This is a genomic window from Streptomyces sp. NPDC017991 (assembly GCF_044328075.1).
Lineage (GTDB): Bacteria > Actinomycetota > Actinomycetes > Streptomycetales > Streptomycetaceae > Streptomyces.
Genome location: NZ_JBIRGP010000007.1, coordinates 202,780 through 216,964, shown reverse-complemented (window position 1 = coordinate 216,964; position 14,185 = coordinate 202,780). Strand labels below are relative to the sequence as shown.

13 protein-coding genes are annotated in these 14,185 nt (G+C 71.4%); 8 read left to right on the top strand and 5 right to left on the bottom strand.

The features are described from left to right. Window positions 1-93 precede the first annotated feature (93 nt). The 3 genes from ACH4DZ_RS22115 to ACH4DZ_RS22105 all read left to right on the top strand — a co-directional run bounded on the left by ACH4DZ_RS22115 (window position 94) and on the right by ACH4DZ_RS22105 (window position 4,202). Window positions 94-2,376, top strand: coding sequence for an ABC transporter ATP-binding protein (locus tag ACH4DZ_RS22115; RefSeq protein ID WP_398288967.1), 2,283 nt, complete (start codon window positions 94-96; stop codon window positions 2,374-2,376). A 103-nt stretch (window positions 2,377-2,479) separates the two neighbouring features. Continuing rightward, window positions 2,480-2,701: an MbtH family protein gene (locus tag ACH4DZ_RS22110; protein WP_398288966.1), complete on the top strand. Its 222-nt coding sequence runs from the start codon at window positions 2,480-2,482 to the stop codon at window positions 2,699-2,701. A 214-nt stretch (window positions 2,702-2,915) separates the two neighbouring features. Next, window positions 2,916-4,202: an acyl-CoA dehydrogenase family protein gene (locus tag ACH4DZ_RS22105; protein ID WP_398288965.1), complete on the top strand. Its 1,287-nt coding sequence runs from the start codon at window positions 2,916-2,918 to the stop codon at window positions 4,200-4,202. Between the two features lie 63 nt (window positions 4,203-4,265). On the opposite strand, the gene ACH4DZ_RS22100 is transcribed toward ACH4DZ_RS22105, so the two are convergent. After that, complete coding sequence (locus ACH4DZ_RS22100; RefSeq protein ID WP_398288964.1) at window positions 4,266-4,478, bottom strand: hypothetical protein; 213 nt, start codon at window positions 4,476-4,478, stop codon at window positions 4,266-4,268. Window positions 4,479-4,709: 231 nt separating this feature from the next. On the opposite strand from ACH4DZ_RS22100, the gene ACH4DZ_RS22095 reads away from it, so the two are divergent. After that, the gene (locus ACH4DZ_RS22095; RefSeq protein ID WP_398288963.1) at window positions 4,710-4,964 is read left to right on the top strand and encodes a DUF5132 domain-containing protein; all 255 of its coding nucleotides are present in this window, start codon (window positions 4,710-4,712) and stop codon (window positions 4,962-4,964) included. Window positions 4,965-5,017: 53 nt separating this feature from the next. On the opposite strand, the gene ACH4DZ_RS22090 is transcribed toward ACH4DZ_RS22095, so the two are convergent. Together ACH4DZ_RS22090 and ACH4DZ_RS22085 are read right to left on the bottom strand one after the other, a co-directional pair. Then, window positions 5,018-5,698 carry a gamma-glutamyl-gamma-aminobutyrate hydrolase family protein gene (locus ACH4DZ_RS22090; protein ID WP_398288962.1) on the bottom strand — a complete coding sequence of 227 codons (681 nt, stop codon included), beginning with the start codon at window positions 5,696-5,698 and terminating at the stop codon, window positions 5,018-5,020. Window positions 5,699-5,789: 91 nt separating this feature from the next. Continuing rightward, window positions 5,790-6,533, bottom strand: coding sequence for a FadR/GntR family transcriptional regulator (locus tag ACH4DZ_RS22085; RefSeq protein ID WP_398288961.1), 744 nt, complete (start codon window positions 6,531-6,533; stop codon window positions 5,790-5,792). A 128-nt stretch (window positions 6,534-6,661) separates the two neighbouring features. Here ACH4DZ_RS22085 and ACH4DZ_RS22080 point away from each other — a divergent pair, with 128 nt between their 5' ends. The 4 genes from ACH4DZ_RS22080 to ACH4DZ_RS22065 all read left to right on the top strand — a co-directional run bounded on the left by ACH4DZ_RS22080 (window position 6,662) and on the right by ACH4DZ_RS22065 (window position 11,295). Continuing rightward, window positions 6,662-8,026, top strand: coding sequence for a glutamine synthetase family protein (locus tag ACH4DZ_RS22080; RefSeq protein ID WP_398288960.1), 1,365 nt, complete (start codon window positions 6,662-6,664; stop codon window positions 8,024-8,026). A gap of 11 nt (window positions 8,027-8,037) precedes the next feature. Continuing rightward, complete coding sequence (locus ACH4DZ_RS22075) at window positions 8,038-9,444, top strand: aldehyde dehydrogenase family protein (RefSeq protein ID WP_398288959.1); 1,407 nt, start codon at window positions 8,038-8,040, stop codon at window positions 9,442-9,444. Between the two features lie 23 nt (window positions 9,445-9,467). After that, entirely contained in the window at window positions 9,468-10,274 is an 807-nt protein-coding gene (locus ACH4DZ_RS22070; RefSeq protein WP_398289222.1) for a 3-oxoacyl-ACP reductase, read from the top strand. Between the two features lie 61 nt (window positions 10,275-10,335). Next, window positions 10,336-11,295, top strand: a complete 960-nt coding sequence (locus ACH4DZ_RS22065) for a DUF2510 domain-containing protein (RefSeq protein ID WP_398289221.1) — start codon at window positions 10,336-10,338, stop codon at window positions 11,293-11,295. 20 nt (window positions 11,296-11,315) lie between these two features. Here the strand turns inward: ACH4DZ_RS22065 and ACH4DZ_RS22060 are convergent, their stop codons facing one another. Further along, a complete protein-coding gene (locus tag ACH4DZ_RS22060; protein ID WP_398288958.1) occupies window positions 11,316-12,518 on the bottom strand; it encodes an amino acid deaminase/aldolase in 1,203 nt (400 codons plus the stop codon). A 1,499-nt stretch (window positions 12,519-14,017) separates the two neighbouring features. Beyond that, window positions 14,018-14,182 carry a hypothetical protein gene (locus ACH4DZ_RS22055; protein WP_398288957.1) on the bottom strand — a complete coding sequence of 55 codons (165 nt, stop codon included), beginning with the start codon at window positions 14,180-14,182 and terminating at the stop codon, window positions 14,018-14,020. Between the last annotated feature and the right edge of the window lie 3 nt (window positions 14,183-14,185).

Genomic DNA, 14,185 nt, shown 5'->3' with positions numbered 1-14,185 from the left:
AGCCCATCCACCATCGTCCTGAGGGCGAACCACCCGCGACGCGTAGCACGGCTGTCACGCCGCTCGATCGTCCCGGGCCGCCAACGCTGGGACGTGGACCTTGTCCGCGGCAGACCGGCCCTGGCCAGGGCCGCCGAGGCCGCGATGGACCAGACCCCCGGCATCGAGGAGGCACGTGTCAACCCGGTCACCGGCCGGGTGCTGCTGCGGCACGACCGCACCCTCAGCCCGCGGGACGTCACCCAGCTGCTGTACCGGACCATCGAGCGGGCCCTGACACACCTGCGCGGGTCCGCGGCGAACCTGGTCGCCCACCGCTCGACCACCCGGCCCGAGGGCCCAGGACCCGCGGAGCACCGATCAAGCCCTCCGCAGGGCATCCCCGAACCGCGCCGGCACAAGGACAGGAGCAGCGCCGGGCGGTGGCTGCCCAAGGCGTTCGCACTGGGGGGCGCGCTGGCGGCGGCGGTCGCCGGAGGGCCGTTCCTCCTGAAACTCCTCAGCCGCCCCCTGCTCACTCTGGGACTCGCCACCGCGGCGACCGCCGGTGTCGTCCGGAAGGCGTGGAGCAGAGCGGACCAGGTACGGCAGCAGTCGGGCGAGGACCCCCCACGCGGCCACGCGCTGAGACGCGTCATCGGGAGTCACAAACGGAAGTTCGGTGTGGCAGCGCTGTTGTCCGGGATCGCGCAACTGGCGGAGATGGCGCTGTTCGCCCTGACCCCCTCGATCGTGCTGCTGGTCGCCAAGGGCGGGAGCGCGACCATGGCCGGTCTCGGCGTGGTCGGTGTCTCCGCCCAGCTGGCGACGCTGGCCGGCGCCGGCGCACTGGCCTGCCTCGCCATGGCAGGCAGTGGATACGCGGCCGGTGTCGCATGGCGCGGTCTGGCGCAGGATGTCGAGGACGACTGGCGCACCCGTACGTATGCCCACATCCAGCAGATGGCGCCGGCCGATCTGGAGAGCGAGCGCGTCAGCCGGGTCAACTCGGTCCTGTCCGAGGACATCGGCCAGCTCGGCACCTTCGTCGGGTCGAGCATGCACGATGTCGTGCAGCTGGGTACCAGCCTCGCGCTGCTCATCCCGATGTTCCTGCTGCTCGCCCCGCAGATCGCCTGGGTCGCCTTCGCGCCGATCCCCGTCGTCGCCTGGCTGTCCTTCCGGTTCCACGAACGCGCGGTCGCCGGAACCGCCCTCGCCGGGGAACACCGGGACCGGCTGAACGGCCGGGTGACCGAGAACCTCCACGCCCATCCCACCATCAAGTCCGCTGCCACCGAAGAACACGAGATCGCACGGGTGGGCGAACTCAACCGGAAACACAGTGACATCAGCCGCTCCACCGGCCGCAGCGCGGCACTGCCGCCCCAGATCCTGCGCCTGGCCGGTGGTTCGGCCCTGGTCGGCACCGTGTTGCTGGGCGGACGGGCCGTGTTGCGGGGCGAGCTGTCGACCGCGTCCTTCGGGCCGTTGATCGAACTGCCGGGCATCGCCATGCTGCGACTGTCCCGGCTGGGCAACATCACCGATCAGTATCAGCGCACCCTGAGCGCCCTGGACCGGGTGGAGAACCTGCACCGTCTTCCCGTCGAACCGGTCACGGAGGGCGACCCGGTCCCCATCCAGCAGGTGAAGGGGGAGGTCGAGCTGCGGAGAGTGACGTTCGCGTACCCCGGCCGGTCGCCGGTGCTGCGTGACACCTCCCTGACCTTCGCCTCGGGACGGACCACCGCCATCGTCGGGACCACCGGTGCCGGAAAGACCACCGTCGCCAAACTGCTCATGCGCTTCCGCCACCCCGACCAGGGACGAGTGCTGCTCGACGGAACCGACGTGAGCAGCCTCGCCCTGCCCGACCTGCGCCGTGCGATCGGATACGTGACCCAGGAGCCCTTCCTGTTCGACGCGACGATCGGCGAGAACATCCGGTACGGCAGCTTCGACGCCTCGGACGAACAACTCGTGGCCGCTGCCCGCACCGCCGGTGCGGACACGTTCATCGACAGCCTGCCCGACGGCTACGCCACCCAGGTCGGTGAACGCGGCGCCGCATTGTCCGGCGGCCAGAAACAGCGCATCGCGCTGGCCCGCACCATTCTGCGTGACCCGCCGGTCATCATCCTCGACGAAGCCACCTCCGCCATCGACAACGAAACCGAGGCCACCATCCAGCGAGCACTTCACATCTTCAAAACGGGCCGGACGATGGTGGTCATCGCCCACCGGCTCTCCACCGTCCAGAACGCCGACCGCATCTACGTCATGGGCCCCGGCGGACTCGTCGCCGAAACCGGAAAACACGAGGAGTTGGTGGCACGAGGAGGCATCTACAGCAGTCTTTGGAAACTGCAGGTCGGCGAACCCGCACTCGTTTAGCTGTGGCCGGGGCTCATTCCTCCGGAAACAGAAAACCCAGAACTCGGTAGAGACGACCCAGCCCACCGGCCGGCCGCGGCCGATGAGAACCGGAGCGTTCGGTATGACGCACCCGACCAATCCCTTCGACGAGGAAGCCCGTTTCGTCGTTCTCGTCAACAGCGAGGGCCAGCATTCCCTGTGGCCGACCTTCGCCGACGTACCGAACGGCTGGACCGTGGCCTGTGCGGAGGACACCCGGCAGGCGTGCCTTGAGTACGTGGAGAGAGTATGGACCGATATGCGGCCGCGCAGCCTTGTCGAGGTCATGGACGGCGGGCGCTGAGCCGGTGTCCGCTCTCCCCACGTGACCTGCGGACCTGCGCGCAGGCCGCCGAGCGAAGAAACCTACTGCCGCGGCCAACTCCCCGACGAGCGGCAGGTGCAGGGCTGAGCCATTGGCCGACTCCGAGTCGGCCTCGGCGTCATGAACGACGAGTCATGTGGGGATTCCGCTCCGGGGTGCCCACACATCCCTCAAGTCTTCTAGGACACGCTACGTGTATACCTCAGAATGCTGCGCCGTCCTCTCCCGTCACCCCGGCCTGCGGGAATTCGCTGCCTGCGTCACCGACTTCCTCGACAGACACCTGCCCGAGCCCGTCACGGAAGAAGCGTCCCGGCCACCCTGGCTCAAACTGCGCAGGTACGCCGCACAAGCCGGGTTGACGGGCTTCGACATCCCACCGGCTCCGGCCGAGCCGTGTGACGGTCCGGCCCTGAAACCGGGACCGGACGAGGCTGTGGCCGTCCCCGCGGACCTCGTGCGAGTCGGCCAGGGACTGGCGATGTACCTCGCCGGGCGTCGGGACTGCGACGCCCGGGAGATCTTCAGTTCGGGACACGCCGCCATGCCCCTGCGATACGGCACGCCCGCCGTCGTCAGGGAAGTCCGCGACCAGATCGTGCACCGCGGCGAGCTCGCGGGCGTGGCGTCCAGCGAACCGCACTCCGGATCGGACCTGCGCGGTCTGCGGACCGTGGCGGTCGATCACGGCGACCACCTGGTGCTCTCCGGCACGAAGGGCCTGGTCAGCCGGGTCGAGGAGGCCATCGGATTCGTCGTGTTCTGCAAGGTGGTCGGACCGGAGCAGACCGGCATGACGGTCGCCGACGGCGCCGCGCTGCGTGAAGTGCCCCTGTCGGCGCTGTGGCTGTCGATGGATTCGGTCGGCGTCCTGACCGAGACCGCCGCCCCCATGGGCCTGCGCGGGTGGAGTCTGGGGCACCTGCATCTCGACGGCGTGCGGGTCGACAAGGACCGGATGCTCGGGGCCCCCGGCGACGGCCGCCGAATCTTCGACACGCACTTCTCCGGCTGGCGCCTGATGATGGCGCTCGTCTGCCTGGGCGCGGCGAGCGCGGCGATCGAGGAGGCGGCGGCCCGTGCCCGCCGGCGCAGTGTCGGCCAGGTGTCGCTGGTCAGCATCCCCTCCGTGGCGTCCCGGCTGGGCATGGCGGCAGCCGAGGTCCAGGCGGCCACCGCCTGGTGCTTCTCGCTTCTGGAACGGATGGCACAGGACGGCGAGGAGGTCGACGCGGCGGCTTGTTCCGCCGCCAAGGCACTGGCTACGGACGCGTCCTACCGTGCCGTCGACATCGCGCTCCAACTGCACGGCAGCGATGGATTCACCCGGCACACCCCTATGGAGAAGCGCCTCCGGGACATCCGGGGGCTCCGTATCGCCGACGGCCCCAACGACGCTCTCTACAGCGTCATGGCCCACTCGATGCTCACCGGTGGCTCCCGGCCGAGCCCGTCCCTGGTGGCGCAGCGGCGGGGATGAGCGGCGGCACGGCGCGTGCCCGCTCGGGCACGGCTGCCGGCGCGTGGCCGTGCTCGGTGCGGTTCAGCCGAGTTTGCCCTTGAGCATCGAAAGGTAGAACGGAAGCTTCTGCGCGGCCTTTTCCGGCACCACGTACATCTCCACGCTGCCCTTGAGGTGGTCGTTGACGGTGAGGACGCACTGTCCTTTTGTCTGGCGCATCTCGGCGGAATACAAAACCTCCCCCGCCCCGCTTTCATCCGCAGGATGCGTTTCACCAGTCGTGGTGTTTTCCATGTGGACTCCTGTGTCGATATCCGGGTTCATATCGTCCGACGGTGAAGCCGACGGCTGGGGACAGGTGCACAGTAGGCCATCCGGCAGAAGCAAAGATCATCTGACCTGGGCCTGTACTCGAAAGAGTGAACTGGTGTGATTGCCCTGGTAAGGCCAAAAAGTAAGGAGCTAGAGTTGAATACAGAGGAACTGTCGGTATTTCACGCAGAAACGAGAAGGAGTGTTTTTACCATGCTTCCTGTGATCCCTGTCTTCTTGATCGGAGCGGCTGCGGCGCCCCTCATGAAGAAGGTCATCCGAGGGACCGTCAAATCCTCGGTCAAGCTGGTGCTGGATGCCAAGCGAGTGGCTCACGAGATCAACGAAGACCTCAGTGACATCGCCGCCGAGGCGACGGCCGAGGTCTTCGCGGCCGACCTTCGGGAAGGGGCGGAGGTGCCCCCTCAGGGCGCGAAGAAGACGCGTACGACCACGGCGCCCGCGTAGCCCGTCCCCGCCCGCCGGCTGTGCGAAGCAAGCGGTGCGGTGCGGTGCGGTGATCAGGATGACGCCGCCACGAGCCCTGTCATGACGCACAGGTCCGTGCCCATCTCGGGATGCCACTGGACTCCCAGGGCCCATCCGGGTCCGGGGAGTTCGAGCGCCTCCACCGTCCCGTCCCCCGCGTACGCGCTCGCCACGAGCCCCGCCCCCAGCCTCTCCACCGCCTGGTGGTGGTACGTGGGCACGGACGCCTCCGCGCCGACCAGCCCCGCGCAGAGCGACCCCGGCACCGGCTTCACCACATGCCGTCCGAAGACCCCCACCCCTTCGACATGCCCGTCGATGTGCTGCACGAGCGTCCCGCCGAGCGCGACATTCAGCAGCTGCATCCCCCGGCAGATGCCGAGCAACGGCGTCCCCGACGCCAGCGCCGCCTCGATCAGCGCGAGTTCCCAGCTGTCACGGGCCTGCGCCTCCGGCCCGCAGCGCGGGTCGCGCCCGGCCCCGTACCGCGCCGGATCCACATCGGGACCGCCCGCGATCACCAGCCCGTCGAGCCGGGCCACGGCCCCGGCGGCGTACGCCGGATCGTCCGGCGGCAGCATCGCGGCCACCCCGCCCGCCGCCTGGACCAGCCGCGGATAGCCGGCCGGCAGCAGCGCGGCCTCCAGCTCCCACACCCCCCACCGAGCAGTCTCCAGATACGTACTGACCCCGATCAGTGGCCGGTCAGCCATCCCCACGCTCCCCATTCCCGCCGAGTTGTCCAAAGACTGCGACCCCATACCTTTACCGCGAACTCATACCGTTGAGGCTGCCGTACGCCGGCTACGTCAAGAAGCCGCGCAGCAGCGCCGCCGTACCCGCGCAGTGCGCACGCATCGCCCCGCGCGCCCCGTCCGCGTCCCCGGACAGCACCGCCTCCACCAGCGCCGCGTGCTGGCGCTGCGAGTGCTCCAGGTTGCGTACCAGGAGGGGAATGCAGTCGAGGAGGTCGTTCACGGTCGAACGGACGGCCGCGTACTGGGCGGTGAGGGTCGGCGACCCGCACAGTTCGGCGAGGGTCAGATGGAGGAGGGTGTCCAGACGGCGGTACTCCGCCAGCGGAGCGTCCTGGGTGCGGGCCAGTGCCTCGCGCAGGAGCCGGGCCCGCGCCCCGGAAAGGCCGTGGACCGCGCAGAGTTCCGCCGCGCCGACCTCCAGCACCTCACGGAAGCGCAGTACGTCCTCGATGTCGACCCCTTCCACGCGCCGGCGCAGCTCGGCCCCGCCCGTCGCCCCGGACGCCCCGGAGCGGCCCCGCACGAAGGTGCCCCCGTACCGGCCGCGCCGGGACTCGACGAGCCCCTGGTCCTGCAGCACCTTCAGGACCTCGCGGAGCGTCACCCGGCTGATCCCGAGCCGCTGCGCCAACTCGCGCTCGGCGGGCAGCCGTTCACCCGCGGGGACCAGGCCGAGCCGGACGACCTGGAGGATCTGCTCCAGCGCCTCCTCGAAGCCGTTGCCCGCGCGCACCGTCCGCAGCACCGGCGCCAGCCGATCGCCGTGGCCGTGTGGATCAGAGTCCGGCATCCGGCCGCGCCCCCTTCCCAAGCAATGGTCCTCGGCAATACCTTATGGCCATCGCCGATCATTGACGGCCAGAGACGGCGGGGGACGGCCGGGGACGGTTCCTGGCCGAACCGAAGGAGGCCTTTCCTGTGGCAGACCGCACACCACCGCTCACCGTCGAGGAGCTGCACGCCCTCGTCGCGAGCGGCGAGATCGACACGGTCGTCCTGGCCTTCCCGGACATGCAGGGACGGCTCCAGGGCAAGCGGTTCGCCGCCCGCTTCTTCCTCGACGACGTCCTGCGGCACGGCACGGAGGGCTGCAACTACCTCCTCGCGGTCGACGCCGACATGAACACGGTCGACGGCTACGCGATGTCGTCCTGGGAGCGTGGTTACGGTGACTTCGCCATGCATCCCGACCTGGCCACCCTCCGCAGGGTTCCCTGGAACGAGGGCACGGCCATGCTCGTCGCCGACCTCGCCTGGAACGACGGCTCGCCCGTCGTGGCCGCGCCCCGCCAGATCCTCCGCCGCCAGCTGGAGCGGCTCGCCGAGCACGGCTTCACCGCCCAGGTGGGCACCGAGCTGGAGTTCATCGTCTTCAAGGACACCTACGAGCACGCCTGGGACGCCAACTACCGCGGCCTGACGCCCGCGAACCAGTACAACATCGACTACTCGGTGCTCGGGACCGGGCGCATCGAGCCCCTGTTGCGCAGGATCCGCAACGAGATGGCGGCGGCCGGGCTGACCGTCGAGTCCGCCAAGGGCGAGTGCAACCCCGGGCAGCACGAGATCGTGTTCAAGTACGACGAGGCCCTGGTCACCTGCGACCAGCACGCCATCTACAAGACCGGGGCCAAGGAGATCGCCTCCCAGGAGGGCGTCTCGCTCACCTTCATGGCCAAGTACAACGAGCGGGAGGGCAACTCCTGCCACATCCACCTCTCGCTGGCCGACGCCGACGGCACCAACCGGATGGCCGGCGACGGCGACGGCGGTATGTCGCAGGTGATGCGGTACTTCCTCGCCGGGCAGCTGGCCGCGCTGCGGGACTTCTCCCTCCTGTACGCGCCCAACATCAACTCGTACAAGAGGTTCCAGCCGGGTTCTTTCGCGCCGACCGCCGTCGCCTGGGGCTACGACAACCGCACCTGCGCGCTGCGCGTGGTCGGCCACGGCCGTTCGATGCGCTTCGAGAACAGGCTCCCCGGCGGCGACGTCAATCCGTATCTCGCCGTCGCGGGACTGGTCGCGGCCGGGCTGTACGGCATCGAACAGAAGCTGGAACTGCCCGAGGGGTGCACGGGGAACGCGTACACCGCGGACTACGAGCACGTGCCCACCACCCTGCGCGAGGCCGCCGAGGTCTGGGAGAACAGCCCCATCGCCCGGTCCGCCTTCGGTGACGAGGTGGTCGCCCACTACCGCAACATGGCGCGTGTCGAGCTGGACGCCTTCGACGCCGTGGTGACCGACTGGGAGCTCCGCCGCTCCTTCGAACGCATGTGAGAGGTCCTTCGTTGTCGCACACCCCCACCCGGTCCGAACAGCACGACGGGCACGAGCTCCTCGTACTCAACCCGGCCACCGAAGACGTCGTCGCCACCGTCCCGGGTACCGGCCCGGCGGACGTCGACGCGGCCGTCGTACGGGCCGGTGCGGCGCAGGTCCGCTGGGCGGCCCTCGCGCCGGGCGAGCGGGCCCGGCTGCTGCGCCGGTTCGCCGTCGTCGTCGACGAACACCTCGAAGAACTCGCCCGGCTGGAGGTCCGGGAAGCCGGGCACACCATCGGCAACGCCCGCTGGGAGGCGGCCAACGTCCGCGACCTGCTCGACTACGCGGCCGGGGGAGTGGAGCGGCTGACCGGGCGCCAGATCCCGGTGGCGGGCGGCCTCGACGTCACGATCCTCGAACCACTGGGCGTGATCGGCGTCATCGCGCCCTGGAACTTCCCCATGCCGATCGCGGCCTGGGGCACGGCCCCCGCGCTCGCCGCCGGGAACGCCGTCCTCCTGAAGCCGGCCGAGACGACCCCGCTGACGGCACTGCGGCTGGCCGAACTCGCCCTGGAGGCAGGCCTTCCCGAACACCTCTTCCAGGTACTGCCGGGCGCGGGCCCCGTCACGGGCAACGCGCTGGTCGAGCACCCGGGCGTCGCGAAGATCGTCTTCACGGGGTCGACCGCCGTGGGCAAGCAGGTGTGGACCAAGGGGGCGGCCCGCCTCAAGCGCGTCACCCTCGAACTCGGCGGCAAGAGCCCCAACATCGTCTTCGCCGACGCCGACATCGAGGCCGCCGCGGCAGCCACCCCGATGTCCTTCCTGGACAACTCCGGCCAGGACTGCTGTGCCCGTACCCGCATCCTCGTCCAGCGTTCGGCGTACGACCGCTTCCTCGAACTCCTCGCTCCCGCGATCGAGTCCGTCGTCGTCGGCGACCCGGCCGACGAGAAGACCGCCATGGGCCCGCTGATCTCCGGGGCCCAGCTGGAGCGCGTACGGTCCTACGTCACCGATGACCTGGCGGGCATCCGGGGCAGCGCTCCCGACGGGCCCGGCTTCTGGTTCCCGCCCACCGTCCTGACCGGAGTCGAGCCCCACGCGCGCGTGGCCGTCGAGGAGGTCTTCGGGCCGGTCGCCGTGGTCCTCCCCTTCGAGGACGAGGCCGACGCGATCCGGCTCGCCAACGCCACCGACTACGGCCTCGCCGGCTCCATCTGGACCCGGGACGTGGGCCGCGCCCTGCGCGTGTCGAGCGCCGTCCGCGCCGGGAACCTCTCCGTCAACTCCCACGCCGCCGTCCGCTACTGGACCCCCTTCGGCGGCTTCAAACAGTCCGGCATCGGCCGCGAACTCGGCCCGGACGCCCTGACCGCCTTCACCGAGACCAAGAACGTCTTCATCAGCACGGAGGGCCCCGCACAGTGACCTCATCGACCCCGGCCACCTCGATTCCGGCCACCTCGACGACGTCATCGACCGACGCCGTCGTCTGCCGCCGCCTCGTCGGGCGTACCGCTGTCATCACGGGCGCCGGCAGCGGTATCGGCCTCGCCACCGCGCGCCGGCTCGCCTCCGAGGGCGCCCATGTCGTCTGCGGCGATGTCGACGAGACCCGCGGCCGGGCCGCCGCGGACGACATCGGCGGGATCTTCGTCAAGGTCGACGTCACCGACCCGGACCAGGTCGAGGCGCTCTTCGAGACCGCGAACGACACGTACGGATCCGTCGACATCGCCTTCAACAACGCGGGCATCTCACCGCCCGACGACGACTCGATCCTGGAGACAGGGCTGGAGGCCTGGAAGCGCGTCCAGGAGGTCAACCTCACCTCGGTGTACCTGTGCTGCAAGGCCGCGATCCCTTACATGCGGCGCCAGGGCAAGGGGTCGATCATCAACACCGCGTCCTTCGTGGCCCGGATGGGCGCCGCGACCTCGCAGATCTCGTACACCGCGTCCAAGGGCGGGGTGCTGGCGATGACCCGTGAGCTGGGCGTGCAGTTCGCCCGCGAGGGCATCCGCGTCAACGCCCTGTGCCCCGGGCCGGTCAACACCCCCCTCCTCCAGGAACTGTTCGCCAAGGACCCGGAGCGGGCCGCGCGGCGGCTCGTGCACATCCCGCTCGGGCGGTTCGCGGAGGCGGACGAGATCGCCGCCGCGGTCGCCTTCCTCGCCAGCGACGACTCCTCGTTCGTGAACGCCACGGACTTCCTGGTGGACGGGGGGATCTCGGGCGCCTACGTCACACCGCTGTAAAGCCCGTCGGGCGGAGGGCCCGGTGCCTGTGCCGGGCGGCGCCTAGAGTGCCGGGATGAGCATGACGACCCCGCCCGGCTGGTACCGGGACCCCTCCGCCCCGCACACGGAGCGCTGGTGGGACGGGACCGCCTGGACCGAGCACCGCCGCACACCCGGGACACAGCAGCAGGAACAGCCGTACGGGCAGCCGTACTCGCAGTCTTACTCGCAGCCGTACGGTCAGGCCGGAACGGTGCCGATGCCGTCGGCCGGCGGCTCCGGACGTGCGAAGGCGGTGGCCCTCACCGCCGCCGCGGCCGTCCTCGTCGCCGCCATCGTCACGGGCGCCGTCGTCCTGAGCAAGGACGACGGCGACGGCGACCCCGGGGCGGCGACCGCGCCCACGGCCTCCGGCCCGGCAAGCCCGCCGCCTTCGTCCTCGGAGTCCGCCCCGGAGCCGTCCGCCGATCCCGGCCTCGTCGTGGACGAGCTGAACGGCATCACCCTGCCGCTCCTCGACGGCTGGGCCAGGCCCGAGAACGTGTCCGACACCGATGTAGTGATGACCACCCCCGGGACGTACGACTGCCCGGGCGACGACGGCCTCTGCCGCCACGGCACGGTCCTCTCGCGCACGGTGACCGCGAACGACGAGAAGTCCACGGCGGCGCTCGCCCGGGACGACATCTCCGACGCGGCCGATCTGGCGTACGACCGCAACAGGGTCGACGAGCGGCCCTTCCACGGCATCGTGTCCCACCGGCTGGTCGAGCAGGGCCCGGTCGCGGTCGCGGGGCGCACCGGGTACTTCGTGCGCTGGCGCGTCAGGACCGTGGCGGGGCCCGGCGGTTACGTCCAGTCGATGGCGTTCCCGTCCAGCGTCGGCTCGGAGTCGATGGTCATGGTGCGGTACGTCTTCGACGCGGGCGCGGAGGGGCCGCCGCTCGCCGACATGGACCGGATCACCAACGGGATCCGGCCGGTGGGCGACGAGGACGCGAGCGGGGGCGTGGGCAGCGACATCGGCCCCTCGCGGTAGCGCCGGGACAGCCCTTGGGCTCACAGGAACGTGTGGCCCTCGCCCCGGTACGTCGGCACCGACGCCGTCACCGTGTCGCCCTCCACGAGGTGCAGCACGTCGAAGCGTTCGCACAGCTCCCCGGCCTTCGCGTGCCGGAACCACACCTTGTCGCCGATCAGCAGATCGTCGGCGGGCGAGCCGAGCAGCGGCGTCTGCACCTCGCCGGCGCCCTCCTGGGAGTCGTACTTCAGCCCCTCGGGGAGGTACGGCACGGGCAGCCGGTCGGGGCCGGGGGCGCCCGACGCCGGGTAGCCGCCGCCGAGGACGGTCACGACACCGACCCCGGGCCGGCGCACGACGGGCTGCGCGAAGAGCGCGGCCGGACGCCCGCTGAACGACGTGTAGTTGTCGAAGAGACGCGGGACGTACAGCCCCGACCCGGCCGCGATCTCGGTCACCGACTCCTCGGCCGCGGTGTGCTGGACGCTGCCCGTGCCACCGCCGTTGACGAATTCCAGGTCCGGCGCGACGGCCCGGACCGCCCGCACGACGTCCGCCCGGCGCCGCGCCAGCTCCTTACGGGCCGTGGCCTGCATCAGCCGAATCGCACGCGACCGCAGAGGGCGCCCCCGCAGAGCGTCGCCCACCCCGGCGATGTGCCCCTCGTACGCCATGATCCCGACGAGCCGGAAACCGGGCCGGCGGGCGACCGTACGCGCCATGTCGGCGACCTGGGCGGCGGAGTACAGGGGCGAGCGGCGGGCGCCGACCCGGACCCGGCCGCCGAACATCTTCAGCGCGGTGTCCAACTCCAGGCAGACGCGCACCTCTTCGTGTCCGCCGTCCCGGGCGTCGTCGATCAGTTGCAACTGCGCGGGGTCGTCGATCATGACGGTCACGGCGGCGGCGAGTTTGGGATCACCGGTGAGTGCCGCGTACGCGGCCCGGTCGGCGGACGGGTAGGCGAGGAGTACGTCGTCGAAGCCGGAGCGGGCCAGCCACAGCGACTCGTCGAGTGTGTAGGACATGAGTCCGGCGAAGCCGTCCCGGGCGAGGACGCGTTCGAGCAGTGCCCGGCAGCGCACCGACTTGCTCGCGACGCGTACGGGTTTGCCCGCCGCCCGCCGTACGAGATCGTCCGCGTTGGCGTCGAAGGCCTCCAGGTCCACGATCGCGACGGGTGCGTCAAGGTGGGCGGTGGCCCGGTCGTAGCGGGCTCGGTCTGCGGCGCGGGCTGTCATGTGCGAAGCCTGCCAGACCGGATTACCGCAGGGTAGGGGGACGTTCCGGGCAGATGCCCCGGGCCCGCGGACTGGTTCCCACGGGCACCGCGTCAGCCCGTAGAGTGACGCGCACGCAAGCGGGGAACGGATCCGGAGGGGTTCCTTCGGCCAGTCTCGGTCGTCCGGGGTCGAGGAAACGGGGGGTGCATGAGCACGGAAGCGCGCCGCGCCTCCATTCCTCCGCGTCCGGTGACGCCGCCGGGGGCGCCTGTGGCGCCGGCGGCGGACGGTGGACGAGAGCCGTCGGAGTGGCCCGGGGCCACGGACCGCCGACCGGATTCGCCTTCGTCCACACCTTCGTCTTCGTCTGCGCCTTCGGCCTCGGACCGCGAGGGTGGGGAGCCCGCCCGGGGTGACTGGTTCGGGCCGCGCCGTCCCGTCGGCGCACCGCCGCGACCGCGTACCTCCGAGGAAGCCGGGCCCCGGGACGCCTCCTCGCCCGAGACACCGCGTTTCCCGAACCTGCGCCCCAGTGACGGCCGGGAACGGCACACCCCCGAGACGGCTCCGCCCCCGCGGGCTTCGGCCCGCTTCCCGGACACGCCGCCCGGCGGGACGGGCACCCTGCCCCGCGACGCGGAGAGGACCGAGGTCCCGCCGCGTCCGACGACCGAACCGCGCGCTCCCCTGGGGGGCGCCGCGTGGGCGGGCGTCACGCCCCGCCAGGGCGCCGGTCCCGGGGCGGACGCGGGCCGTGCCGCCCGAGCCGCTGCCCCGCCGCGTCCGACAACGGAACCGCGTGCTCCGCAGGGAGGCGGTGAGTGGGCGAGCGCCTCTGCCCCGTCTCATGTTCCTTCGCGGCCTTCGGAACAATCCCCCTCACGTTCCACCTCGCGTCCGGTGGACGAAGCGGGTACGCCGTCGGGTCCGGGCGCGCCTCCCGGGCGGCCTCCGCGTGCCGACCAGCAGGATTTCCCGCTCCGCCCCGCGAGTGAACCCGCTCACTCCGCCGAGGTCCCCCCGCGTCCCGCGAGCGACCCCCGCCCCACGCCGCCGAACGGCCCGGAACGGCCGGCCCCGCCCCGCCCCGCGACCGCCCCGCGAGCAACCGTCGACAACTCCGCCCAGCATCCCGCCCCCGACCGCCCCGAGTCCCGCCCGACCGGCGCCGACACGGCCCGGCGGCCTGGTGGTGGCGGAGCTGAGCCCCGAGTGGCGGGTGGTGACTTCGAGCAGTGGCCGGTCTCCGGTCGGGCCGAGTCCCGCCCGACCGGCGCCGACACCGCGCAGCGGCCCGCCTCCGGCCGGCCCGGGTCCGGAGTTGCCGAGCCTGGTGCGGTGGGTGGCGGTACCGCGCAGCGGCCTGGCCCCGGCCGGGCTGAGCCCCGAGCGGCCGGTGGCTTCTCAGGGCAGCGAACCGGGGCGGCCGAGCCGGGAGCGGGCGGTGGCGGTTCCGGTCGGCCGGACGGGGGCGGTCTGCCGTTGCGGCCTTTCGCCCCGCCGGCACCGGGTGCCCATCAGTCCTTCGCGCGGCGGACCGGGCCGGCCGCCCAGGCTCCGTCGGAGACCACGACCCGGCTGCGGCCCGTGCCCGCCGAGCCGCCCCCCGCATCACCGTTCCCGGCACCTCCGAGCACGTCCCCGCCCGGCGGGGGCGGGTCGTTCAGAGGTGAGTCGTTCACCGG

Excerpts from the sequence above, each read along its gene's own strand:
- ACH4DZ_RS22110 (WP_398288966.1), top strand. The coding sequence starts at position 2,480 with ATGACGCACCCGACCAATCCCTTCGACGAGGAAGCCCGTTTCGTCGTT.
- ACH4DZ_RS22100 (WP_398288964.1), bottom strand. The coding sequence starts at position 4,478 with ATGGAAAACACCACGACTGGTGAAACGCATCCTGCGGATGAAAGCGGG.
- ACH4DZ_RS22095 (WP_398288963.1), top strand. The coding sequence starts at position 4,710 with ATGCTTCCTGTGATCCCTGTCTTCTTGATCGGAGCGGCTGCGGCGCCC.
- ACH4DZ_RS22090 (WP_398288962.1), bottom strand. The coding sequence starts at position 5,698 with ATGGCTGACCGGCCACTGATCGGGGTCAGTACGTATCTGGAGACTGCT.
- ACH4DZ_RS22085 (WP_398288961.1), bottom strand. The coding sequence starts at position 6,533 with ATGCCGGACTCTGATCCACACGGCCACGGCGATCGGCTGGCGCCGGTG.
- ACH4DZ_RS22065 (WP_398289221.1), top strand. The coding sequence starts at position 10,336 with ATGACGACCCCGCCCGGCTGGTACCGGGACCCCTCCGCCCCGCACACG.
- ACH4DZ_RS22060 (WP_398288958.1), bottom strand. The coding sequence starts at position 12,518 with ATGACAGCCCGCGCCGCAGACCGAGCCCGCTACGACCGGGCCACCGCC.